Origin of the sequence: Clostridium sp. FP2 (genome assembly GCF_011065955.2) — a bacterium.
GTDB lineage: Bacteria > Bacillota > Clostridia > Clostridiales > Clostridiaceae > Clostridium_AD > Clostridium_AD tagluense.
The window spans coordinates 4321608-4348519 of the sequence record NZ_JAAMNI020000001.1; the positions used below are offsets into that span (position 1 = coordinate 4321608).

19 protein-coding genes and 2 riboswitches are annotated in these 26912 nt (G+C 32.1%); of the genes, 2 read left to right on the forward strand and 17 right to left on the reverse strand.

What is annotated here, in order from left to right; all coding sequences use genetic code 11:
- Positions 1–96: 96 nt before the first annotated feature.
- The 11 genes from G9F71_RS20450 to speD all read right to left on the reverse strand — a co-directional run bounded on the left by G9F71_RS20450 (position 97) and on the right by speD (position 15233).
- The gene (locus G9F71_RS20450; RefSeq protein ID WP_124999501.1) at positions 97–1035 is read right to left on the reverse strand and encodes an ABC transporter permease; all 939 of its coding nucleotides are present in this window, start codon (positions 1033–1035) and stop codon (positions 97–99) included.
- The gene (locus G9F71_RS20455) at positions 1028–2110 is read right to left on the reverse strand and encodes an ABC transporter permease (protein ID WP_164948525.1); all 1083 of its coding nucleotides are present in this window, start codon (positions 2108–2110) and stop codon (positions 1028–1030) included. The genes G9F71_RS20450 and G9F71_RS20455 overlap by 8 nt, the downstream gene beginning before the upstream one ends.
- A complete protein-coding gene (locus G9F71_RS20460) occupies positions 2111–3628 on the reverse strand; it encodes an ABC transporter ATP-binding protein (RefSeq protein ID WP_164948526.1) in 1518 nt (505 codons plus the stop codon).
- Positions 3629–3665: 37 nt separating this feature from the next.
- Complete coding sequence (locus G9F71_RS20465; protein WP_164948527.1) at positions 3666–4772, reverse strand: BMP family ABC transporter substrate-binding protein; 1107 nt, start codon at positions 4770–4772, stop codon at positions 3666–3668.
- A 108-nt stretch (positions 4773–4880) separates the two neighbouring features.
- On the reverse strand, positions 4881–5453 hold the full coding sequence (locus G9F71_RS20470) for a xanthine phosphoribosyltransferase (RefSeq protein ID WP_164948528.1): 573 nt from the start codon (positions 5451–5453) through the stop codon (positions 4881–4883).
- A gap of 208 nt (positions 5454–5661) precedes the next feature.
- A riboswitch (purine riboswitch) is annotated at positions 5662–5763 on the reverse strand.
- 438 nt (positions 5764–6201) lie between these two features.
- Positions 6202–8634: a glycogen/starch/alpha-glucan phosphorylase gene (locus G9F71_RS20475; protein ID WP_164948529.1), complete on the reverse strand. Its 2433-nt coding sequence runs from the start codon at positions 8632–8634 to the stop codon at positions 6202–6204.
- 65 nt (positions 8635–8699) lie between these two features.
- On the reverse strand, positions 8700–10133 hold the full coding sequence (glgA, locus tag G9F71_RS20480; protein ID WP_164948530.1) for a glycogen synthase GlgA: 1434 nt from the start codon (positions 10131–10133) through the stop codon (positions 8700–8702).
- A gap of 24 nt (positions 10134–10157) precedes the next feature.
- Entirely contained in the window at positions 10158–11270 is a 1113-nt protein-coding gene (gene glgD / locus G9F71_RS20485) for a glucose-1-phosphate adenylyltransferase subunit GlgD (protein WP_164948531.1), read from the reverse strand.
- Positions 11271–11288: 18 nt separating this feature from the next.
- Entirely contained in the window at positions 11289–12443 is a 1155-nt protein-coding gene (locus G9F71_RS20490) for a glucose-1-phosphate adenylyltransferase (protein WP_164948532.1), read from the reverse strand.
- A gap of 450 nt (positions 12444–12893) precedes the next feature.
- Positions 12894–14180 carry a UDP-N-acetylglucosamine 1-carboxyvinyltransferase gene (gene murA, locus G9F71_RS20495; protein WP_164948533.1) on the reverse strand — a complete coding sequence of 429 codons (1287 nt, stop codon included), beginning with the start codon at positions 14178–14180 and terminating at the stop codon, positions 12894–12896.
- Positions 14181–14414: 234 nt separating this feature from the next.
- On the reverse strand, positions 14415–15233 hold the full coding sequence (gene speD, locus G9F71_RS20500; protein WP_164948534.1) for an adenosylmethionine decarboxylase: 819 nt from the start codon (positions 15231–15233) through the stop codon (positions 14415–14417).
- A 270-nt stretch (positions 15234–15503) separates the two neighbouring features.
- Here speD and asd point away from each other — a divergent pair, with 270 nt between their 5' ends.
- The gene (asd, locus tag G9F71_RS20505) at positions 15504–16589 is read left to right on the forward strand and encodes an aspartate-semialdehyde dehydrogenase (RefSeq protein WP_164948535.1); all 1086 of its coding nucleotides are present in this window, start codon (positions 15504–15506) and stop codon (positions 16587–16589) included.
- A gap of 148 nt (positions 16590–16737) precedes the next feature.
- On the opposite strand, the gene hemL is transcribed toward asd, so the two are convergent.
- The 6 genes from hemL to G9F71_RS20535 form a co-directional block, all read right to left on the reverse strand.
- Entirely contained in the window at positions 16738–18012 is a 1275-nt protein-coding gene (hemL, locus tag G9F71_RS20510) for a glutamate-1-semialdehyde 2,1-aminomutase (RefSeq protein ID WP_164948536.1), read from the reverse strand.
- Between the two features lie 136 nt (positions 18013–18148).
- Positions 18149–19327 carry a glutamyl-tRNA reductase gene (gene hemA / locus G9F71_RS20515; protein ID WP_164948537.1) on the reverse strand — a complete coding sequence of 393 codons (1179 nt, stop codon included), beginning with the start codon at positions 19325–19327 and terminating at the stop codon, positions 18149–18151.
- 4 nt (positions 19328–19331) lie between these two features.
- On the reverse strand, positions 19332–20315 hold the full coding sequence (gene cbiB, locus G9F71_RS20520; protein ID WP_224626533.1) for an adenosylcobinamide-phosphate synthase CbiB: 984 nt from the start codon (positions 20313–20315) through the stop codon (positions 19332–19334).
- 112 nt (positions 20316–20427) lie between these two features.
- Positions 20428–21972 (reverse strand): cobyric acid synthase, encoded by a 1545-nt coding sequence (locus G9F71_RS20525; protein ID WP_164948538.1) that lies wholly within the window; start codon positions 21970–21972, stop codon positions 20428–20430.
- 122 nt (positions 21973–22094) lie between these two features.
- Positions 22095–22299: riboswitch (cobalamin riboswitch) on the reverse strand.
- Between the two features lie 152 nt (positions 22300–22451).
- Positions 22452–23297, reverse strand: a complete 846-nt coding sequence (locus tag G9F71_RS20530) for a TIGR03943 family putative permease subunit (RefSeq protein ID WP_164948539.1) — start codon at positions 23295–23297, stop codon at positions 22452–22454.
- 102 nt (positions 23298–23399) lie between these two features.
- Positions 23400–24533, reverse strand: coding sequence for a permease (locus tag G9F71_RS20535; RefSeq protein ID WP_263488237.1), 1134 nt, complete (start codon positions 24531–24533; stop codon positions 23400–23402).
- 240 nt (positions 24534–24773) lie between these two features.
- On the opposite strand from G9F71_RS20535, the gene G9F71_RS20540 reads away from it, so the two are divergent.
- A complete protein-coding gene (locus tag G9F71_RS20540) occupies positions 24774–26774 on the forward strand; it encodes a methyl-accepting chemotaxis protein (protein WP_164948540.1) in 2001 nt (666 codons plus the stop codon).
- Positions 26775–26912 lie beyond the last annotated feature (138 nt).

The following is a 26912-nucleotide window of genomic DNA, read 5'->3' on the forward strand; positions in this document are numbered from 1 at the left end:
TTTAAAAGTGCATTAATTGTTAACTGTCCCCATGATTTCATGATTTTAAAAGTGCCGGCAATGTTAACTATTTCCTAACATTGCCATCACTAGCACTTATCTTTCTTCCCTAAAATAAGCATTAGAAAGTCCAGCCGGTGGTGAATTTTTGCTAGATTTCTTCATGGACACTATTACTAAAATTATTATTGTAACTATATAAGGTAGCAAATCAATAAGATATTGGTTTACTGCAAAATTAGGTAGACCCTGAAGTCTAAATCCTAATATGTCAAGACCACCAAATAGGTATGCGCCTATAAGTGCTCTATGAGGCCTCCAAGTGGCGAAAATCACTAAGGCCACTGCTATCCACCCTCTGCCTGCTGTTACATTCTCTTGCCAAGCTGGTACATAAACAAGGGATAGATATGCTCCACCAAGACCGCAAAGAGCTCCACCTATTAAGGTATTAACATATTTATATAAATTAACATTTATACTAGCTGCATCAGCAGCCGCTGGATTTTCTCCCACCGCCATGGTATTTAAGCCCTTAGCAGTTTTATATAAATATATAAACAAAAGTAGGGTTATAATATATCCAAGATATACAAATACATCTTGATTAAAAAATATATCGCCTATAAAAGGTATATCGCCTATTAGAGGAATTCTTTTAGGCACAAAAAATGTTTTAATTTTATCTGGGGTAACTTGCCCTATCAATTTTTTACCTACCATACTTGAAAAACCAGTTCCAAATATAGTTAGTGTAAGCCCACATACAACTTGATTTGCTCTTAGTGTTATAGTTAAGAATGCATAAATCAGTGCACCAAAGCCTCCCGCAATCGCCGCAGCTAACATTGCTATAATTGGACTTCCTGTACTTAAACCTGCCATAAATCCAATGACAGAGCCCATAAGCATCATACCTTCTACACCTAAATTAAGATTACCTACTTTTTCAGTTAATATTTCACCTAAGGTAGCAAAAAGTAGAGGCGTACCAGCTACAACTGCAGCGGCTAAAAATGTTGTTATACTATTCATTTTTATTACCTCCCTTTTTCTGAAAATTTACGGTTCGAAAATTTATTTTATATCTAGTAAAGAATTCGCTGCCCAATACGAAAAACAGTATTACAGCCTGTATTAGCTGTGCCGCCGCTTGAGGTATTCCAAAGGCTGTTTGAATAAATGAGGCTCCCTGTAAAAGTGCCGCAAAAAGTACAGATACTATTACTATAATAGGTGCACTTAAGGCTGAAAGCCAAGCTATAATTATAGCTGTAAATCCAGCACCACCTGCCACCTCCGCAGTCAAGGTTCTACTAACTGCTGATGCTTGAATTACGCCAGCGATTCCACATAGAGCGCCACTTAAAAATATAGCTATATACATGGTTTTTCTAATTTTAATTCCTGCATATATTGCTGTTTTTTCACTTTCACCAAGCACCGCAATTTCATAGCCCTTTTTAGTATATTTCATGAAAATATAAACTAGAATAACAAGTATAATTGCAATTATCCATCCCATATTTATGCCAAAAACATCTGGTAGCGTTGCATTTGGAGAAAAATTAGGTATTTTAGGGAAACCCATTGCCCTTTTATCCTTCCAAGGTCCATATTGCAAATAGGTGATAAATTTTAAAGCTATGTAATTTAGCATTAAGGTTACAATCGTTTCATTAGTTTTCCATTTACCTTTAAGTAAGGCTGCAATTAATGCCCATAAGCCACCACCGAGTATTCCTGCGCAAAACATTAAGAGTAATAGTGGCAATTTATCCATATGAGGAAATTTTAAAGCAAAAAAGCTAGCGGCAAAAGCTCCCATTACTATTTGCCCTTCTCCACCAATATTCCAAAATTGCATTTTGAAGGCTATAGATATACCAAGTGAAGTTATAATAAGTGGTATTGCCTTAATAAGTGTTTGCTTAATACTATAAGTAGATCCAAGGCTCCCCTCTATAATCGCAGCATATACATCTATTGGATTAAGTTTAATTACTAGCAAAAACATACCTAATACCAAAAGGGATAGGAGAATTGCAATGCATCTGATTTTAAAATTATCAGTTTTACTTATTTCAGCTTTTTTAACAATGTGCATCATCTATATCCCCTCCTCAACTGTTTTTCCCACCATCATCATACCAATTTTTTCTCTTGAAGCATCCACTGCAGAAACAATGCCAGTTACCTCACCATGACAAATTACCATAATCCTATCACATAATTGAATTAACACATCCAAATCTTCTCCAATAAATAATACCGCAGTTCCTTTTTTCTTTTCTTCATTTATTAGGTCGTAAATTGTATAGCATGTATTAATATCCAGACCTCTTACGGCATATGCCATAATAAGTATTTTTGGGTACATGCTTAATTCTCTTCCCACTAATATTTTTTGAATATTTCCACCGGATAAATATTTTATAGGATGATATATGTCTGGTGTTTTAATTTCAAACTCCTCCACCATTTTTCTTGCCTTTTCAATGACTGGTTTTCTATCTATAAATAGTCCTTTTTGTTTATGATAATCCTTTAGCAAAAGGTTATCCACCATGTCCAACGACGCAACAAGGCCCATTCCTAATCTGTCCTCTGGTATAAAGCTCATGCTTATACCTTTATTAATAATATCTCTAGGAGATTCTCCTACCAGGTTCTCTCCTTCAAGAAATATTTCGCCACCAGCTACCTTCTCGATTCCTGCAATGGCTTCACATAATTCCTTTTGTCCACTACCAGCAATTCCAGCTACACCAAGAATTTCACCGCGTCTTAAGCTGAAACTAATATTTTTAATTATTTCTGCCTTTTCAGCGTTTAACACTTTCAAATCTTTTACCTGTAGCAATATTTCTCCTGGCTCTTTATCAACACGATTTATAGATAAATCCGCCCTGCGTCCCATCATTAGTTCTGTTAGATATTTTGGTGTGGCATTTTCTTTTTCCACGGTTTTTACAGCTTCACCTTTTCTTAAAACAGTAATTCTGTCACAGATTTCCATCACTTCATCCATTTTATGGCTTATAAATATAATTGCACAACCTTGCTCTTTCATCTTTTTCATTATCTTGAATAATTTAGCTGTTTCACTTTGCGTAAATACTGTGGTAGGCTCATCTAATACCAAAATATCAGCACCTCTATAAAGCACCTTTAATATTTCAAGATTTTGCCTCTCTCCAACTGCCATGTCACAAACATATTTATTTATATCTATCTCCAACTGAAATCTTTCACATATATCAACAATTTTTTTAACTTCTAACTTGTCCTTAAAAAATATGCCACTATTTTGACCTAGTAATATGTTTTGCTTGGCAGTCATTTCCTCAACTAATTTAAAATGTTGATAAATCATTCCTACTCCAGCTTTTATGGCATCCTTTGGGCAAGTGAAATTCATATTTTTCCCATGAATAAAAATAGAACCGCTATCAGGGGTATATACCCCTGATAGCATGTTCATAAGAGTGCTTTTACCTGCTCCATTTTCACCTAAAAGTGCATGGATTTCTCCACCATGCACCGTTAAATTCATATTCACATTAGCTACTACTTTTCCGAAGGTCTTACTAATATTTTCTATAGATACATAAGGGATTTTATCCATATTTTAGTTCTCCTGTCCTTAATATTTTAAATATATATTATTTTTCTATTTTTCCTTCTACTCCTTTAACAAACCACTTGAATTGTAATAATTCTTGATCAGTCATAACTTTACCCTTTGCAACTTTAACCGCTCCACTTTGATCTTTTAGTGGACCTACAAATATTTTATTTTTACCGCTTATAATAGCTGCCTTACCAGTTTCCACAGCATCTTTTGCTCCAGTTGGTGCATTTGCCGTTAGTGGTGCAAGAGACACAATTCCAGACTCTAAGCCTTTCCAATAACCTCCTGATTTCCAAGTACCTGCTTGAATAGCTTTTATTTGCTCAACATAATATGGTGTCCAATTCCAAACTGGTGATGTCATGTATGCTTTAGGTGCTTTAGCTTGCATATCTGTATTATACCCAATAGCAGATATTCCAGCTTCTTCTGCTGCTTGTAATGGTCCTGCAGTGTCTTGATGCTGAGTAATTACGTCTACACCTTCAGCAATTAGTGCTTTTCCTGCTTCTTTTTCTCTAGCTGGGTCATACCAAGTATTAGTCCATTTCACCTTTACTATTGCTTCTGGTTTCACCGATTGTACCCCTAGTGCAAAAGCATTGATTCCTCTTATTACTTCTGGAATTGGATGTGCTGCTACATATCCTATTTTATTAGTTTTAGTTTTCATTCCAGCAACTTTACCTGAAAGATATCTCGCTTGATACATACGTCCAAAATAATTTGACATATTTTCTGATGTTTTGTATCCAGATGCATGAAGATATTTAACATCAGGGTGCTTTGCTGCAGAGGCTTCCATCCCATCCATAAAGCCAAAGCTTGTTCCTACAATAACATTGGCTCCTCCATTAATCATTTCTTCGCATACCTTTTCTACTTCTGCTAAATCCTCTTTTACTGATTCTTTAAATAGTGTCTTTACACCCAGTTGTTTTTCAAGCTCTTTTCTTGCAATATCATGAGAATAAGTCCAACCTTCATCTCCTACTGGTCCTACATATATAAATCCTACCTTTATTTCTTTTTTCACAGTATCTTTTGTCTCAGTTTTTTTCTCACTACCACATCCAACTAAGGCTAAAGATATAATTAATGTAAATGCTATTAGTAAGCTTCCTAATTTTTTTTTCATTATAAATACCCCCTTTATTCTTCTCTTGCATACATTTTGTCTAGTAATACTAATTATTAATCCTTATGTGAACTGCTTACCACCTAAAAGGTGATATAATTCCACTCCTTATTTAAAAACTACCTTGTTGTCTTTTATAGATTTTATTATGGCCAATGACTCTACCTTAATACCTTCCTTTTCTATTCGACTGCGTCCATCTTGAAATGCCTTTTCAATTACAATTCCCACTCCAACAACCTCAGCTAAAGCCTGACGTACAATTTCTACAAGTCCCAGTGCTGCATTTCCATTTGCTAAAAAATCATCAATTATTAAAATTTTATCTTCACTATTTATGTATTTTTTACTGGCTCTTATCTTATAATTCTTATTTTTTGTAAAGGAGAATACATCTGCTTCATATGTATCAGAATCTAAATTAGCAGCTTCATGTTTTTTTGCGAAAACTACAGGAATATTACCAAAATATTGCGCTACAATACATGCTATTCCTATACCAGATGCTTCAACTGTTAGTATTTTTGTAATTTCATAACTCGCAAATCTTTCTTTAAATTCCTTTCCGATTTCATTAAAAAGGTTTATATCAATTTGATGATTCAAAAAGCTATCCACCTTTAAGATTTCACTACCTATTATTGTTCCCTCAACTAATATCTTATTCTTTAATGTTTCCATAATTTTTCTCCTTTATTCATTAAATTTTCAACATATTTTAAACAACAAAAAAAACTCCACAGTTAATTTTAACTAGGGAGTTTATAATAAAAATAATAACCCTAAAATTCATAAGTATAAAAAGTAATTTCTTTAATCTTAAAGAACAAACTTTTTATATTTTAAAATAAAGGTAACCACAATAATGACGTATTCCAAAATCATTGCACTATTTTATCAAAACACCCATAGTCAAGTATTTTACGGTTACTTGGTAGAAACGCTTAGTCCATATTTCTAAGCATATATGAGTTTACGAATATTAAATTTTATTTTCTTGTTAATTGTTCGTATATGTATTCTTTATAACAATATTACAACATTTTTTTTATTAATTCAACATTTTTTTATTGATTGTACTTATTTGTAGATTTCAATGTGAAATATTCCATTAAATCATCTCCTGGGTCGCTGCAATTAAAGAATTAATAATGAAATTTACCCCTTTGTAGACCTCTGGATCAGTTAATAATTCTGAATTGTTATCCCCCCACTGAAGTTTTCCTTTTGTTGTAGTATGTGACCCCCACTTATAGAAATGGGAGACTTTCCTTCTGAAATGTCATTAAGCATTTTGCACTAAATTATTTATTTAGTAATAAAAATGGACGGTTAACAACTAATTAAACATTAATTAGTTGTTAACCGTCCCCAAAAAATCATGCTAACCTATTTGTAGGCTAGCATACTTACTTGTATTTATATATAATTATAATTTAACTCTAAACGTTGGTGTATCCCAAATTTCTTTGGCATATTGATTTATAGTGTTGTCGCTGGAGAATATTCCAGACTTCGCAATATTCGTAATAGCCATTCTTTGCCAAATAGCCTTTTGTCTAAATAGAGAATCAATTTCACTTTGAGCCCTTACATAAGAATCAAAATCTTTAAGTACGAAGAATTCATCATTGTGAGGGATCAAACTATCGTATATAGTCATAAATTCCATTTTATCAGTTTCTAAAAATCCATTTATCAACTGATTTACTATACAATTTAATCTCATATCGCTATTATAAATATCAGAAGCTCTATAATTTCTATTCTTGTAATACTCTATTACTTCCTGAGAAGTTAGTCCGAATAAAACAATGTTTTCTTTTCCCACTGCATCAAATATCTCTACGTTAGCTCCATCTAAAGTTGCTATTGTTATAGCCCCATTCATCATAAATTTCATATTACCAGTTCCAGAAGCTTCTTTAGATGCAGTAGATATCTGCTGACTAACATCAGCACAAGGAATAATTTTCTCAGCTATTGATACTCCATAATTTTCAAGGAATACTATCTTTATTTTATCGCGAGCTATAGGATCATTATTTATCTTTTTAGCAAGTGTATTAATGAGCTTAATACCTTGCTTTGCTAAAGTATAACTTGGTGAAGCCTTTGCACCAAATATAAAAGTTCTTGGCACTATATCTAAATTAGGATTCTCCCGAAGTTGATTATACAAATGCATTATATTGAAGATATTTAAAAGTTGCCTTTTATAGGCATGCATTCTTTTTACGTGAACATCAAATATGGAACTTGGATCAATTTTAGCGCCATAATTTGATAATATATAATTTGAAAAAGTTATCTTGTTATTTGTCTTTATATCTTGTGTTTTCTGTTGAAAAGCAGCATCCTGCGCATAATCCATTAATCTATTGAGTTCATTTGGAGATTTTATCCACTTGTCGCCTATTGTTTCAGTTATAAGGTTTGCTAACCCTTTATTAGAATTTAATAACCATCTTCTATGAGTTATGCCATTAGTTTTATTATTAAATTTTTCTGGAAAGAATTCATAAAAATCCGCAAGTTCTTGGTGCTTTAATAATTCTGTGTGCAGCTTTGCAACTCCATTAACAGAATGACTTCCAATAATAGCTAAATATGCCATCCTAATATATTCGTCATGAATAATGGACATTTTATTAACTTTATTCCAATCTCCATTGTACTTATGGTAAACTTCATTACAAAAACGCCTATTTATTTCTTCTATAATCATGTAAATACGTGGAAGTAGTTTTTTAAACATTTCTACAGGCCATTTTTCTAGTGCTTCTGCCATAATTGTATGGTTAGTGTAGGCCATTGTACCCGTTGTAATAGTAAAAGCCTCATCCCAACTAAGTCCCTGATCATCCATTAGCAGTCTCATAAGCTCAGCCACAGCTACAGCTGGGTGGGTATCATTTATCTGTATGGCCACATGCTTATGAAATTCACTAAGTGAAATCTTCATTTTTTTATAACTTTTCATAATACTTTGCATTCCAGCACTTACAAAAAAATACTCTTGTTTAAGTCTTAGGAGTCGTCCTTTTTCGTAGCTATCATCCGGATATAAAACTTGTGAAATAGCCTCAACTGAATATTTTTCCTCACCTGCTTTTGCATAATTACCTTGACTAAAAGATGAAAAATCAAAATCTTCTTCCATAGTCTCAGCACTCCAAAGTCTTAGTGTATTTACAGTATTATTTTTATATCCTTTTATTGGAGTATCGTAGGGTACCGCTCTTACAGATTGATAATTTTCATGGATAACTTTTGTTTCCCCATTTTCTTCCTTCAAATATACATCTCCATAAAATCTTACTTCTACAGCCTTATTTTCTTTTCTTATTTCCCAAACGTTACCGTTTTTTAGCCAATTATCGGGAACTTCTACTTGATACCCATCTTCTATTTTCTGTTTGAATAGTCCATATTTATACCTTATACCACAGCCATGACCGGGCACTTTCGTAGATGCCATGGAATCTAAGAAGCATGCTGCCAATCTTCCAAGACCACCATTACCAAGTCCAGCATCCAGTTCTATATCCTCTATATCTATCCAACTAATTCCGAGATCTGCAAAGGCCTCCTCACAAATATCTTTTATACCTAGATTAACTAAATTACTATTGAGTAACCTACCAACTAGGAACTCCATAGAAAAATAATACACTTGTTTTGTTTTGCTTTTCCCGTATTCTTTATTAGTTTCTATCCAAGATTTAGAACAATAATCTTTTATTAATGCGCCTAATGCATCATATTGATGTAGCCTAGATGCATCTACTGCCTCTTCTGCAAACATAGTCTGTAACTTTTCTATATAATCCACTTTAAATTCTTCTTTATCTATTACCACAATACTCACCACCTAAAAATTTTAAAATCTACAACAAATAAAATCATCTCTTGGGTCGTTAAATCTTAATCTATTAAATTACTATATAAATCCATATAATTTTTAGCTGAACTTTCCCAACTATTGTTAGAAATCATGGCATTTTTAACTAATTTATTCCAAGAATCTTTGTCGTCGTATAAATTTAGAGCACTAGTTATGGTGTCCATTAATTCATCACTACTGTAATTTTCAAAAGAAAAACCATTGCCAGTACCAGTATATTTATTATAAGGTATAATTGTGTCCTTTAACCCTCCAGTTTCACGTACAATTGGAATACTTCCATATTTTAAGGCTATAAGCTGACCAATACCACAAGGTTCAAATAATGATGGCATTAAAAACATGTCTGAAGCAGCATATATTTTCTGTGCTAGAACCTCATCAAAAACAATATTTGTTGATATTCTGCTTGGATATATAGACGCATAATATTGGAATATATCCTCATAGTACCCATCGCCATTACCAAGCAATACTATTTGAATAGGAAGGCTTAAGAGTTCTTGAAGTTTCGCAACTATTAAATCTAAACCCTTTTGTTTTACTAGTCTAGTTACAATTCCTACCAATGGTATGTTTTCATTTACGGTGAAAGATAGTTGATTTTGAAGTTTTAATTTATTCTTCACCTTTTGTTTTATAGAGTCTGAATCAAAATTGCAAAATATTTTTTTATCAACTTTAGGATTATAGAGTTCATAATCTATACCATTTACTATGCCATATAGTTTTTCTGATTTTGAGCGCAATAACCCATCTAGTCCTTCACCATAAAACGGAGTCTGTATTTCCCCTGCATAAGTTTCACTTACAGTAGTTACTGCATCTGCGAAAACAATTCCGCCCTTCATAAAGGATATAGCATCATAAAATTTAAGTGCATCATCACTAAAATACCCCTCATCTAAATTTAATAACTCATCAAGTATTTCTTTTGGAAATACTCCTTGATATTTTAAGTTATGAATAGTGAATACACTTTTTATTTCACTGTACATTTCATCATCACTATAGCTATCTTTAAGCAGTGCCGGCAAAATTCCGGAGTGCCAATCATTGCAATGAATTATATCTGGCACAAAATCTCCCATGTGTTTTATAGATTCTAGCACGGCCTTTGAAAAATAAGAATATCTCTCTCCATCATCATAACATCCGTATATCTCAGGTCTTTCAAAATAGTATTCATTATCTACAAAGTAGTAAGGTATATCCTCATAAGTTAAGTATTTCAAACCACAATATTGATTTCTCCACCCAACTGGCACAGTAAAACTAGCTAGATTTTCCATACAATTTTTAAAGGACAGTGGAATGGTACTATATTTTGGTATAATAACTCTTGCATCAATACCCATCTTCCTTAATGCCTTAGGTAGCGCATATGCTACATCACCCAGACCTCCAGTTTTTATAAAAGGATAAGCTTCTGAAGCCACAAATAATACTTTCATACTAAACCCCCCTTAGTTTTTTTATTATTCTAATCTGGATTTTTTCTCTATAACAACTGGGAAATCTTCATCTCCTTTCAATACTGTATTCTCATGTATAATAGTATTCTTATCAAGAATAACATTAGTTAATTTACATCCTTGTTTGATTTCACAACTTTCAAATATTATGCAATTTTTAAGTTCTGCACCGGCATGAACTATTACTCTTCTTGAAATTATACTATTTTCTATACTTCCTTTTAAAATACATCCATTGGATATCAATGCATTTTTAACTTTTGACTCATTAAAGTATTTAGTAGGTGCTCCATCTTTACTCTTTGTATTAATTAACCCATTGTTAAAAAATAATTCCTTGGTTACTTTTCCATTTAGCATATCCATACTAGTTTTGTAATAATTCTTCACAGAATTCACACATTGAAGGTATCCTTTAAACTCAAATGCATTTACATTAAGCTTAGAAACACTATTATAAATAGCTGCTTTTATGGAATTATTATATCCTGTCTGAACTGCATTGTTTATAATGTTTATGAGGGTGCTTTTTTTCATTATAAACATTTCCATGGATATATTTAGTTTGTCCTCTGCTCCAATGTTTTTACCAATGCTCAAAACCTTATTTTCCTCATTAATATAAAGTGTATTGTTATCTATGTAATGTTTTTTTCCATTGTTTGTTTTTTTGTATAATAAGGTTATATCACTACCTGACTCTTCGTGAAACTTAGCAGCCTCATTATAATCCATGTTACATAACATATAGGAAGAAGACATCACTACATAGTCTTGCTTTGTTCTACGAATATATTCTATATTTTCACTTAATGCATCTATATCTCTTAACCTAGATCCATCTGTTGTTGAATTAAATAAAAATAGCCCGTTTATTTTTCTATCCAAGTCCCAAGGTTTGCCTGAGCCTAAATGGTCCACGAGTGATCTAGTTTTTGTGTTAGCAAACACACCTATATTATAAATACCTGAATTAACCATATTTGAAAGCACAAAATCAATAATCCTGTATCTTCCGCCTATAGGTATAGATGCTATGGGCCTTGATTTTGTAAGACTTTTAATATTATCTTCATTCTCATTTAGCATTAATATTCCTATGTAGTTTTTAAGCATACTTGCACCTCCCTCAATTTATAATTTAGTTAATATTTTCGAATCAACTTTAATGTCCTTTCCTTCTTCTATAACAATAATATCTTCTCCATTGCCAATGTGTGAATTACGTCTTATGCAAACATTGCTTCCGATAATTGCTTTATCAATGACCACATTATTTCCTATTTTAGTATTTGGCAGAATGACCGAATTGGTTATTTTTGTGTTTTTTCCTACATGTACTCCTTGGAAAAGCACACAATTGTTTACCTCTCCAAAAACAGTACAACCCTCATTTACCATGGCATTACTTATCTTAGCCTCAGGTCCAATATATTGAGGTGGCAACATAGCATTAACTGTATATATTCTCCATTTAGTATCATGTATATTCAAATCATTGTCTTCAGACAGCAAATCCATATTGGCTTCCCAAAAGCTTTCAATAGTACCAACATCTCTCCAATATCCTTTGAATGGATAGGCATATAGCTTTTGATTGTTTTCTATCATTTTTGGTATTATATTCTTACCAAAGTCATTACTAGAACTTTTATCAAGGTTGTCCTCTTTTAAAAGTTGTTTAAGAACAGACCAATTAAATATATAAACTCCCATAGATGCTAAATTGCTTTTTGGGTTTTCTGGTTTTTCCTCAAATTCATAAATAGTATTATCTTCCCGAGTGTTCATCATTCCAAATCTACTGGCCTCATCCTTTGATACTTCTAATACTGCAATAGTAACATCTGCAGCTTTTTCTTTATGATAATCCAGCATTTTGGAATAATCCATTTTATAAATATGATCTCCTGATAAAATAAGTACATATTCTGGATCATAACTATCAATGTAATTTGTATTTTGATATATAGCATCTGCTGTACCATTGTACCAATTGCCTCCGTCTTCGCTTTGGTAAGGGGCAAGCATACTTACGCCACCATTTCTTCTATCCAAATCCCAAGGTGCACCTATGCCTATATGAGCGTTTAAAGTCAATGGTTGGTATTGAGTAAGAACTCCTACCGTGTCTATATTAGAGTTAGAACAATTACTTAAAGAAAAATCAATAATTCTATATTTTCCTCCAAAGGGTACCGCTGGCTTTGCTATGACTTTTGTTAATTGTTTTAGTCTTGAACCTTGACCTCCTGCGAGTATCATAGCTATCATTTCTTTTTTTAACATGCTAGTTCTCCCCCTTTTTAAACTTCTGTTAATAATTTAACATACAATAGTTTACAATAAATAGAATCTAAAACCATATCCGTAAAAAATAATGTTCTACATCTTTTAAATTTTTAATAATGAAAAGAGAATTTCTTTTTTATAATTTGTTAGAATATTTAATTAATATATTTGAAATTATACCATATTATTATCAAAAAACCATAAAAAAAACATTAAAAAATTGGAAATTTTTATTTTTTTAAATTTTATTTAATTTTACCATCTTTTATTTATAATATAAGTATATTTTTTGAACTTATGTATTTTTTAGTTAAAACGCTTTGATAGCTTAGTATTAGCAATAAAAAAAGATAACCACTACATCTTAATTTAAAGATGTAGTGGTATCTATGTTTAATAATATTTATAATTTTTAAATATCTATTTTTTGATTTTCTGCCACATTCCTTAGCAAATATCAAACTCTTTATTTTCTTCCAGATCAGTTTCAACTAATTTAATATTCGCACCTAGTGATAGGAAATCCTTAACAATATTCACATATCCACGTTCAATATGTTCCACCCCAGTAATATAGGTTGTACCTTCCGCAATTAATCCAGCTAAAATAAGAGATATTCCAGCTCTTACATCTGAAGCATTAACCCAGGCTCCTTTTAAAGACCTATTACCAGGAATTATTGCACTTCCTTCTTTTATAATAATATCTGCTCCCATGCGATTTAACTCCTGGCAATGATTAAATCTTCCTGGATAAACCTTATCAACAATAACACTGTGACTGCTTGCTAATATCAGCAGGGCAGTTAGTGGCTGTTGCAGATCCGTTGCGAATCCTGGATACATAGTAGCCTTAACATTTACACCCTGAATTTTACCTTGTGTATATGCTCTTATAAAATCATTTCCTTCTTCTATACATACCCCTGCTTCTTCAAGCTTTGCTGTGCAGGATATCAAATGCTCAGGTATAATACCGGAAGCTTTAATATCCCCTCCTGTTATAGCTGCTGCCATTAGATACGCCCCAGCAATTAATCTATCCGGAATAGCGCAGTGGGTACCTCCACCTAGTGATTTTACACCTTCTATAGTAATTATGTCTGTTCCAGCACCCTTAACAAAAGCGCCCATTTCATTTAAAAATATAGCCACATCAACAACTTCCGGATCCTTAGCCGCATTTCGTAATATTGTTTTGCCCTGCGCAAGTACAGCTGCAAGCATTATATTTATAGTTGCTCCGCTTGAAATTACATCTAAATATATATCTGCTCCAATAAGTTTATTTGCCTGGACCACATAATAATCCTTATAGAAATTAAACTTTGCGCCCAATGCTTCAAGCCCTTTGATATGTTGATCAATAGGTCTTGACCCAAAATCATCGCCTCCTGGGTATCCTATAGAAACTCTTTTAAATTTTGCTAGCAATGCTCCGGCAAAATAATAAGAGGCTCTAAAGTCAGCAGATTTATTATGGTCTATAATTGCACTATTAATATTAGATGGATCTAGTATTAACTTATCTTCTTTAATTATTATCTTCATCCCAATATCCTTAGCAATATCACATACTAAGCTAACATCAGAAATATTAGGTATGTTTTTTAATATAACCACTTCATCACATAAACAGCACGCAGCAAGTAATGGCAGCGAGCTGTTTTTTGATCCCGGTATAGTAATACTACCTTTTAAAGGATTACCCCTTGTGATTTCTAACCAACGCATGTACAACTCCTACCTTTTTTTGTTTTTTGATTTTATTATACCATATTTGTTCCTATTTATCATTTGTAACCCTTTATATTCCATAATATTTAAAATAAACAAAAGATTTTTTTCATTTTTGAGTAAATTTCTTAGCTTACATAACTATAGACTCAAAAAAAATAAAACTTCAATGGGAGTATTAATCTCCTTTTGAAGTCTTTAGTTAAAACGATTTAGTGGGTTTTAAAGAAGTTACCCATTAGAAATGTCCATACCATAAAATATTTCCACCATTTCTTTTTTTAATTTCTTTATAATATCACATTTTTCATCATTATTTAAATCTTTTTCTGTAATCTCAAATAAATAATTATCAAGCTCAAAATCATTTAATATCATTTTTGTATGAAATATATTAGATTGATATATATTCATGTCAATTAAATTATATCTATTTATAGTTTCACTTGCTATATAATTTTGTATAGAATTAATTTCATGATCTATAAAATGCTTTTTACCATCCATGTCTCTAGTAAAGCCACGAACCCTGTAATCAATAGTAATAATATCAGAATCAAAGCTACCTATTAAATAGTTTAGAGCTTTTAATGGGGATATAGTTCCACATGTTGCTACATCTATGTCCACTCTAAAGGTGCTTATATTATTTTGAGGATGACTTTCAGGATAAGTATGTACCGTCACATGACTTTTATCTAAATGAGCCACAATATTCTCACGAATTGGAGTTAAAATCCCTCTATTACAAGAAGGGTCAACCATATATAGTGGAATTTCTTCCTCTGAAATAAGTAGTGTTACACTTGCTCCCTGAGGGTCATAGTCTTGCTTCGCAATGTTTAGTACGCTAGCGCCTATTATTTTAGTAACATCAGTAAGAATTTTTGTTAATCTCTCAGCATTATATTGTTCATCAATGTACTCTATATATTTCTTGCGGTCTTCTTCCGTCCTTGTATAACAAATATCATAAATATTAAAACTTAATGATTTTGTTAAATTGTTAAACCCATATAGCTTTATCTTATTTTTATCATTTTTAACCAACTTTATTCCCCATTTCTCTTAGACATCTTCTAAAAAAATTATATAACTTATAGCTTCTTTGTCAAGACATAAATTTAAGTACATATCTATTCTATATAATTTTTTACTTGAAGTATATACTTTTTAACATTATAATCATTAATAATAGTAAACTGTATATAATTTTATATATTTATTATTAACTTTGTAACGTGGATTTGAATATATATAAGTATAGCATTTATATGTTATCACAAATGTACATCATTAAAATATGGAGGTATCAATACAATGGATAAAAAATTAAAAGTTGGTTTACTAGGTGGAACTGGATTTGTTGGTCAACGTCTTGTTACACTGCTAGCAGATCACCCTTACTTTGAAATAGCTGTTATTGCTGCTAGTGAGAACTCTGTGGGTAAAACTTATTTTGAAGCTGTAAATAATAGATGGAAATTAGATATGCCAATGCCAGACAGTGTTAAAAGTATAGTAATAAAAAATATAGATCAAGTAGATTTAATAAGCAGTGAAGTAGATTTTGTATTCTGCGCTGTCAACATGCCTGCCAATGAAATTAGAGAAATTGAAGAAAAATATGCAAAAGCTGAAACTCCTGTAATTTCAAATAACTCTGCACATAGGCATACTAGCGATGTTCCAATGGTTATTCCAGAAATAAATGCTGACCATTTTGAATTAATTCAGGTTCAACGCAGGCGTCTAGGAACTAAAAAAGGCTTTATTGTTGCTAAACCTAATTGCTCAATTCAAAGTTATGTTCCTGCTATAAGTGCACTTATGCAATATAAACCTAAAAAAATATTAGTTTGTACCTATCAAGCTATATCTGGCTCTGGAAAAATATTTTCAGACTGGCCAGAAATTAGTGATAATGTAATACCCTATATAGGTGGAGAGGAAGAAAAGAGTGAGCAGGAGCCTCTAAAAATTTGGGGTCATATAGAAAATGATATGGTAGTTAATGCTGTGGATCCTATTATTTCAACTCAATGCATACGTGTTCCTGTGTCAGATGGCCACTTAGCTGCAGTGTTTGTTTCCTTTGAAGATAAACCATCCAAAGAAACTATTTTGCAGCATTGGGCAAGTTTTAAGGGAAAACCTCAACTTTTAAAACTCCCAAATGCCCCTAAGCAATTTTTAACCTACTTTGAGGAAAATGATAGACCACAAACTAGGCTAGATAGAAATATTGAAAAAGGCATGGGCATATCAATTGGAAGACTACGAGAAGATAGTTTGTTTGACTACAAATTTGTTTGCCTATCACATAATACCCTACGTGGTGCAGCCGGTGGTGCAGTTCTTACAGCTGAACTTTTAATGGCTGAAGGGTATTTGACTTCAAAATAGAATCATAAATATAACCCCCTATTATTTCAAGATAACTTTCAACTTGAAATAATAGGGGGGTTTCAATTTAAATGCGGGGACAGTTAACAACTATTTAGTTGTTAACTGTCCCTCACTGTTTAATTGTCAAATAGTTGTTAACCGTCCCCTAGTATTTAAAACTCTTAAATACCTCTAAGAATCTCTCAATATCCTCCTGCGTATGTTTCACACATAAAAATGTTGCTTCAAATTGAGAAGGTGCAACATTTATTCCATTTGTTATCATATGCTCAAAGTATTTTGAAAATATCTTAGCATCACAAGTTTTAGCATCTTCAAAATTTTTAACTTCTTTCTTTTTCGTAAAGAAAGGTGTAATCATTGAACCACATCTATTAACTACCATTGGTATGCCGTTTTCTTTTGCAATTTCTAGTAGTCCCTTTTGAAGTTTTTTACACAGCTTCTCCATGTGCTCATAAAGACTTGGGTTATTATAAAGCTTAGTTAATGTTGCGTATCCAGCTGCCATTACCACAGGATTTCCTGACATAGTACCGGCTTGATAAACTGGTCCCATAGGTGATAATTTCTCCATTATTTCTTTTTTACCACCATAAGCACCACAAGGAAGTCCCCCTCCCATGATTTTTGCATAAGTTATTAAATCAGGAGTTATTCCATAAATGCTTTGCGCGCCTTTATATGCTACTCTAAATCCACTCATTACTTCATCAAAAATAAGTAGGCTCTTGTATTTATCACATAAACTTCTGATTTCTAACAAAAATTCTTTTTCAGCAGGGATAACTCCCATATTTCCCGCCACTGGCTCAATTATTATGCAGGCAATATCATCCCCGTATTTCTCAAATATTTGTTTTACGCTATCTATATCATTGTAATTTGCTATTAATGTATTTATGATGCTTTCTTTTGGAACACCTGCAGATCCAGGTATGCCCGCTGTAATTACTCCTGAACCTGCCTGAACTAGAAATCCTTCAGCATGCCCATGGTAACAACCTGCAAATTTTATTATTTTATCCTTTCCTGTGTACCCTCTTGCAAGTTTAACTGCACTCATTGTAGCTTCTGTACCTGAGTTAACCATTCTTACCATATCTACATTATCTACGGTGCTGCAAATATGCCTTGCAAGTTTTAGTTCTAATTCTGTAGGCGCACCAAAGGCTATAGCATCCGCACAGGTATCTTGTATTGCTTTTACTACCTCTTTATCACTATGTCCAAGTATCATAGGTCCCCAGGCACATACGAAATCTATGTATTTGTTTCCCTCTTCATCATAAATGTATGCACCCATACCTTTTTTAATAATTGGAGGATTTACAGTTAAATCTTTAAAAGCTCTAACTGGACTATTAACTCCACCAGGCATGTATTGTTTTGATTCATTGAATATGTCTAAATTCTTCATATTAGTTTCCTCTTTTCTTAATATTAATTTTTGATGTTTTTATACTACAGTAGAAAAATCACTACAATTGTGTAGTTGAAAATCTACTAAAATATTAATTTTATTGGCTAGCAAAGTGATCAAGGTTATTTTAAAGCTAAAAAATCCTGCTTATTATGTCCACACATTCTTTAGCCCTCCCCTTCAAATGTTCCTCCTTTAAGACATCTATAGCTCTATTTATATAGGCATTTGAAGTACTCTTCAAAAGTATCTCTGCTAATTTTTCATTATCTTTAGTCTCTTTCTTGTGCTTAAAAGTATCTAACCTTTCTTTGTAGATATCTTCACCATTGTGTTTTATCCTTTTTATAAAGGATGATAGCTCTTTCATGGTTTTCCATTCTATATAGTCTTTTACAGCTTTATCCACAATGTATCTGTTATTCTTCATAGAGGCTTCTCTTTTTTTATAGTTATCATCATGGATGTCTTTTAACGTATCTATGTCATATACTTCATATAAAGGATTTTCACTTACTATTTCTTCAATATCCCTTGGCACAGCTAAATCGAATAATAATAAGCGCTTATTAGGTAACTCCTTTAAGTGGACCACAGTATGAGGAGCCGATGTACAAGATATAATACAATCCACCTCTTCATAATACTTATGTATATCCTTAAAGGGTATCATTTTTACTCTTGGATCTTCTATATTAACCTTTTGAAGATCTCTAACTGCAATATATAGTAAATCTATTTTCCCCTCTAGTATATATTTTGAGGTTAATTCACCTACAGCTCCACAGCCTAAAACCATAAAGTTTTTAAGGCCCCTACCTATAGCCTTTTTAACTACCATAGAAGATGAGGAAACTGGTATATCACTTATTTTAGATTTAGTTCTAAATTCCTTACCACAGGCAATAGCATTTTCAAAAAGCCTTTGAAGTTCCTTTTTAGTTGTTTTAGAACCTTTCGCAGCTTCATAAGCGTCCCTAACTTGTCCTAAAATTTGGTCCTCTCCAAGTAATAATGAATCAAATCCACAAACCACTTCCATTAAGTGCCTAATAGCTTTTTCTTCCTTATAACTTTCTACACACTTTATTAAAGTCTTATCCCAATTTAATGCTTCAAAAACTCTACCTATAATATCTTCATCCTTAGATTCAAAATATATCTCTGTCCTGTTGCAAGTACTTAAAATAACTGCCTCTTCACAAATATTTAAAAGAGCTTCTAAATATTTTGCCTGACGCTTTGGTATAATTGAAAGTTTTTCTCTGATTTCTATTTTCACATCATGCTTTAGTCCTATTAATTGTATCATTTTATCATCTCCAAAAACACATCACTATTACTAATATTGCGTATAATACGTATAGTATTATTAAATAAAACATTGACCCATACATTAATTTTATTGTATCTACTATATGTTCTTTTCCTAACTCTTTTATTTTATTTCCTATGGTTGGTTTGTACATTTTTTCTCCAAAATATATATTTGTCCCACCTAGCTGAACTCTCATAGCCCCAGCTGCTGCACCTTCTGGATAAGCACAATTAGGGCTTTTATGATTTTTTCTATCTCTTATCATTACTTTTATACTGGCAGCGATATTCCCTCCAACCAGTGGTGCTGCTAAACAAATTAAAAATCCTGTTATTCTTGCAGGTACAAAATTAAATACATCATCTGTTTTTGCTGGAAAGAATCCAATATATTTATATTTCTCATTCATATATCCAAGCATTGAATCCATAGTATTTACGCCCTTATACATCATGGCTAAAGGCGCCCCACCTAGTATTGCATAAAGAATAGGGGCTATAACACCATCTGCTGTATTTTCTGCAATAGTCTCCACATCTGCCCTTATTATTTCATATTCACTAAGAGATTTTGTATCCCTACCTACAATATAAGATAATTTAACTCTTGCGTCTTCAATATCATTTTTAGCTAAGGAGTCATATACCTTTTTTCCCTCTTTATGAAGTCCTCTAGTGGCTATTGTTGTCCAAAGCAATATTATATTAAGAATATGATATATCCAGAAAACCTCACTAGAAATCTTCAAAATTATAAAGGGTACTAAAAAACTAGAAAAAGCTATTACGACTACAATGGCCCCCCCAAAAACTTTGATTTGCTTATTGGTTTTACACAGCTTTCTAGCCAGCTTATCTAGTGCAGATATAAGTTTTCCTATATAAATCACCGGATGTGGAAACCAATATGGATCTCCAATTAATAAGTCTAGAATAACCGCTAATATTAAATCTACTACATTCATCACAAATAGAATTTCCATATTAATTCCTCACTATCTTATAATGTTTTAGTTTTTTATAAAGTTGTTAACTGTCTTCAATTTTTCAGCTTAGTTCAATTAATTGTTAACTGTCCCCAGCTTTTTAGTTCAATTAATTGTTAACTGTCCCCGGCTTTTTTAGTCCCATGATTTTATAGATTGAGTCCATGTCTATACTATCTCTCACTATATCTGCTAGCTTGTCTATTTCTTTTTCTCTTAAACTTTCGTAGACCTTAGATTTTTTAGGCCCCATAGCTTTTTTTACTCTTAGCGCATTTACTATATATTCTCTAAATTCTACTCCATCGAAAATTCCATGGATATATGTACCCATAATATTTCCACCTTCATTAATTGCTCCGTCAAAGGAAGACGAGTGATCACCTTCTAAAGAAGGGTGCTCACTATTCTTTTCATATATTTTAAAGAGTGGTTTTGCCTTATGCCCATACTTACAAATCCCCATATGTATTTCATAACCATAGACTTCAATATTATCACTATTCACTACGTCAATATCTCTCATATTAATGCTGCGCGCCTTTACTCTTGTAGTTATTTTTTCTTCCTCGAATACTGTATCTATGTCTAAAAGCTTCATACCCTCTATTTTTTCTAAATTTGTTTCTACGCCATAAGGATCATTTAAGCTATTTCCTAGCATTTGATACCCTCCACAAATACCTAATACTTTACCTTCTACGCTATATTTCACAATGGCCTCTGCAAGTCCTGACTTTCTTAGCGTGATTAAATCCTCAATGGTATTTTTAGTTCCTGGTATTATAAGTAAGTCTGGATTTCCCAATTCTTCTTTAGTTGTAACAAATCTAACTGATACATCCTCTTCAGTCTTTAATGCATCTAAGTCTGTGAAATTCGATATATGTGGAAGCCATATCACAGCAACATCAATAGGTGCAGTAATTTTTTTGTTAAATTCTACTGTACCATCTTCATCTTCTAAATCCAATCTAAAGTAAGGCACTACTCCTGCGCAAGGGATATGTATAATATCCTCTAGCATTGTAAGACCTGGCTTTAGAATTTCTATATCGCCTCTAAATTTATTTATAATAGTGGCTTTAACTCTTTTTTTCTCTTCCTCATTCAGTAAAAGCATTGTTCCTGCTAGAGAGGCAAATACTCCACCCTTATCTATATCTCCGGCCAGGATTACAGGGGCATCTATAAGCTCTGCCATTCCCATATTTACTATATCTCTATCTCTTAAATTAATTTCTGCTGGGCTTCCTGCGCCTTCCATTACTATAATATCAAATTTCTTTTCTAACTCTTCAAACTGCATCTTTAACATATCTTTAAATTCCACTTTCATATTATGATATTCCATAGCTGTACTATTTCCAAAAACCTTCCCATTAACTATAACTTGGCACTTTTTATCTGAGGAAGGTTTTAATAAAATTGGATTCATAAATACCTCTGGCTCAAGCCCAGCTGCATAGGCTTGAAGTACTTGTGCACGACCCATTTCTTTCCCATCCAATGTAATATAAGAATTCAATGACATATTCTGTGACTTAAAGGGACACACAGAAAACCCATCTTGTTTAAAAATCCTGCAAAGTGCTGTTACTAATATGCTTTTCCCTACAGATGAAGCCGTTCCTTGAACCATTATTTTAGCCATTACTATCCCTCCTTGTATGCTTTTTTTATGCAAAATAAAAAACAGCAAGCTTTCGCACCTGCTGTTATGTACAAAATTTCATTGCACTAACTTAATTTCTACAAGTTCTTTCCCGCCGAAAGTTTAATATTACTGATTTAGGCAGGTCTCCTGGCTCTTGATTCACTCTCCCCTTTCCCTTGCCCTTTCGGGTGGTTATAAAAGGTTCGTCCTCAATTACAGTAGCGGGGGCTGCTGTGGATTTAAACCACATTCCCTTTTCACCCTATTAAATAATCTACTAACATAGCTTAATCAATAAAAGGCACCTAAAAATATCTATTCACTTTTTTAAAAAAAATCCTATAATAAAATCAAATTTATTGAAAATCACAATATTTAATGTATTTCTACATTGTTAAGTTTATAGCATTACATGAGTTATGTCAATAAATAAGAATTTCATATTCTTTAATATGTTTCTTGAATTTTGGAATAAACTAATTATATATATATTCATTATTGTGTTTATCTATTTTTTCTATTTTATTCACTTTAATTATTGGAATCACAGTAATTTGTCCACTTTTTGAATCCACATATTCTCGCTCCCCAAGTGTTCCCTCTACATTTACCCAAGTGCCTTCTGTAAATGATTTTTTCTCGGGATAACCACACAAAATTCCCAGGAGCTGTGCATCTGCAGCGCAACAACTTACAATGATTCTAGATAATATAAATTCCCCTTCATTAAGCCCCTTTTGTTTATATATGAATCCTTTGGTATTAATAACTCTACCAACATAATTGTGCGGATTTCCATATATATCTTCATAACTTTTTATAAAATTTTCTTTAGTAATATCTATAGTTCCAGCTTTTACTGCTACTATATTTTCTAAAGACTTATTTGATGAAACGTTAGCGCCGTCAATAGAATTAATGTGTTCTTCATTATGCTCACATACCTCTGTTCCATCCGCTAGAACTTTATGTTTATGCTTTAAGTTACTAATTTTCAACTGTGAATTTAATGAAAATCCCTTATTTATGGCGCTGTAAGTACTCATACCCACCGGTTTTAATATAAATCCTAAAGTAAGTGGGATTAAAAACATGATATATCCAATTTTCAACCTTTTAGCCTTTTTAAATGAGTAAATATTTTTTCCTTGGAAAATAAGCAAAGTAATAAAAAAATATAATGCAAATTTTACGTATTTAACCATTTTGGGATGTACAAATAAAGTTATTTTATTTGTACTTATTATCATATAAAAATAACAAGTGAAGCCTGTGAGTATAATAAACCATATCAATTCATTTAAATTTAACTTCTTTTTCAAACCTTTCCTCCTTATAGAACCCTGTGATTAGATAATAGTTATTTATTAATATATCCCTTGTAGATAGATATTTATTATAGATTTATCCATATAAAGAATTATCTATAAAGTTAAAGCATTGCTTAACACCTCAAGAGGAAATATATTTGCTATAACAGCTAAAATAAAGCAGATAGTAATTATAAGAAAAATAAGTTTGGCTACAAAATTTAATTTAAAACTTCCACAAAGCATAATTGTATTTTTTATATCTAACATAGGCCCTAAAATTAAAAATCCTAAAATTGAACCTGAGGTAAATTGACCTAAAAAACCTCTAGCTATAAACGCATCTGTTTCTGAACAAACTGATAATACAAAAGCGAGTATCATCATCACCATTATGGAGGATAACACTCCACCACCTATTGATAAAATATATGTTTTAGGTATAAAAACTTGCATACATGTAGATAAGAAAACTCCCATTATGAAGAATCTACCTATGTCATATAGCTCTGCACTTGTATGTGATATTATTTCCTCTATATTACGTGTAACCACATTGCCTGCTTTACTATTATTATGACTATGCCCACAAGAACAGTTATCATTATTATGTTTAAGGTTTTGCAGAGTATGATGTGCACAACCGCAACCAGCCTTATGTGATTTACCTTTAGGCTTTTTTACTACTTGTGGCTTAAAAGGACTATCTTTATGAAGTACCCCTATAAGAACACCTATTGTTATAGCGCCAATCATACCAAACATAGCTCTTGCTATTACCATATATGACATTCCCATAAAAGCATAATGTGTTGACAATAAAACCACGGGATTCATTATGGGAACTGATAGCATAAATGTAACTGCAATGCTTAGTGGAACACCCTTTTTAAGTAGTCTCCTAGTTATAGGAACAATAGCACACTCACATACTGGAAAAACAAGTCCCACTAGGGATGCAATTAAAACTCCTATAAATTTATTTTTAGGAATTATTTTAGCAATTGCTTCCTCTGATACAAATATTTGAATTATAGAAGAAGCTAATGCCCCAATTAGTATAAATGGTATACCTTCAAAAATTATACTAAGAAAAATTGTAGAAAAATCATTAATAATCCTAGAATCAAATTTAATAACTGTGGTACTCTGTGCAAAATATATGCCCAATAGTAAGACTATGATGATAATTAAAATTTTTATTAGGTTAATCTCACTATCATAAACTCTTTTATTTTCCTGAATCAAGTTCCCAACCCCTTGCTATTAATATTTATACATTCTGAACTATTATATTATCTTGTAATGCTTACTATGCTACTTATAGAATTGTACTTGTTGATTTTTTAATTATATTTAGATTGTTTTGTTTTTGTTTTTATTTACATTAAATCAAATTTTTGTTGTAAATGTTTTAAATTATATTGATTTCAGTGGACAAATAACCTATTATGTTATGTGTTGGATAAATTTAAAAGGAGAGATTATATGAAATTTAAAAGTTTTAAAATGAACAGCATTCGTACTAAATTAATTATTAGTTTGGTAGGAATTTGCGTAATTCCATTAATAATAACAGGTTTTGGCTCTTACAATCAGTCAAAGTCAATTCTCAGTAAAAAATTAACAGTCACAAGTAGCCAAACGCTTACAGAAATAAACAATGGATTAGTTGATTACTTTAATGGATTTTCTAATATGGTTTTAATGGCATCAAGTAATTATGATTTTGTGAATGTTGATACAGGTAATAATGCTAAATATATACCTGATATATTAAAAGGCGTAAAAGAAAGCAACAGAGATATACTTTGCATGTATTATGGAACTGCCTCTGGCAAGTTTGATACATATCCTAATGATAAAATGCCTAAGGGATATGATGCGACCACAAGACCTTGGTATAAACAAGCTTTAGAGCATAAAGGTCAAATTGTAATAACTCCTGCGTATAAAGATAATGGAACTGGAAACACTGTTGTTACACTTGCACGAACAGTAGAAAAAAATGGACAAGCAGTTGGCGTTGTGGCAATAGATTTAACATTAACTACACTTGCACAGCGAATATCTACTAAGAAAGTAGGTAGTACAGGATATGTGTTTATTTCGGATGTATCAGGCAACATTTTAGCTCACCCACAAAAGGAGCTTATTAACACAAATGCAGCCTCCAAGTTAACTTTTTGGAATAAAGCAAAATCAGAAAATAGTGGTTTTGTTAATTATAAAGATAATGGTACTAAAAAATTTGGTGTCTATCAAACAAATGCATTAACAGGTTGGAAGCTCGTAGCTACTTTAGATGAAAGCGAATTATCCAGTGATACAAAATCTATTTTACAAACAACCTTTTTAATGATATTGGTAATGGGAATAATTTCAGTATTTATGTCATTATTATTAAGCAAGGGGATATCTAATAATATCCTGAAATTAAAAGAAGTATTTGCTAAGGCATCAAATGGAGACTTAACGGTGTCTATTAAAGCTTCAACAAAAGATGAATTTAACGATTTAGCTATATCCTTTAATTTAATGATAAAAAACATATCAGATCTTATGCATAGTGTTACAAACTCTTCTAAGACGGTACTCCTAACATCAACAAGTCTTACCAATATGTCAGAGGGGGTAACCGCTTCTATAAGTGAAGTAGCAAGTGCAATAGAGGAAGTTTCCGTAGGTGCAACGCATCAAGCTCAAAATGCTCAAAATGGTGCTTCTCAAATAGAGGACCTATCAAACAGAATAGATAAAATCAGTGTTAACTCTAATGAAATGGACAAAATTTCAAGCAATACTAAAGATTTAGGCTCAAAAGGCCTATTAATGGTAAATACCTTAATTGAGAAATCAAATAAGACTAAGATAGCTACTGCAGAGGTTAACAATATAGTGCAAGATATGAATGAAAGCACTAAGCAAATAAATGCAATCTCTGAAACAATAGCCAATATAACAGAGCAAACTAATCTTTTATCATTAAATGCAAGTATTGAATCTGCACGTGCAGGTGAAGCTGGCAGAGGATTTGCTGTAGTTGCAGACGAGATAAGAAAACTTGCTGACCAGTCAAAAACTTCAACTGAAGAAATAAAGACAATTATAGCAAGCATACAGAAAAAGTCAGATGTAGCGGTAAATGCTATTAAATCCACTGAAACTGTAGTAAATGAGCAAGACTTAGCGGTAGTTAAAACTCAAAAGATATTTAGTGAAATTCTAAAATCAATTGAAGTAATGATTACTAAAGTTGATGAAGTAAAAATATCTATTATTGATATAAATGAGAAAAAACAATCTACAGTATTAGAAATCGAAAATATTTCTGCAATATCAGAACAAACAGCCGCCTCTTCAGAACAAGTTACAGCTTCTACAGAAGAAATAACAGCCACTATGGAAGAGTTTACAAAGCATTCAGGTGAGCTGCAAATGTTAGCCGAGCAGTTAGGGGCTGAAATAAATAAATTTAAAATTAATTAATCATCCTCACTTTCCCTTAAATAAATTCATTAGAATTTCTAGATTTATTACTGAATGTACCCTAAAAGAAAAATTGTCCACAGTAGAACCAAATTTTATGGCTCTACTGTGGACAATTGTGCTTCTAACTGTGTTTAT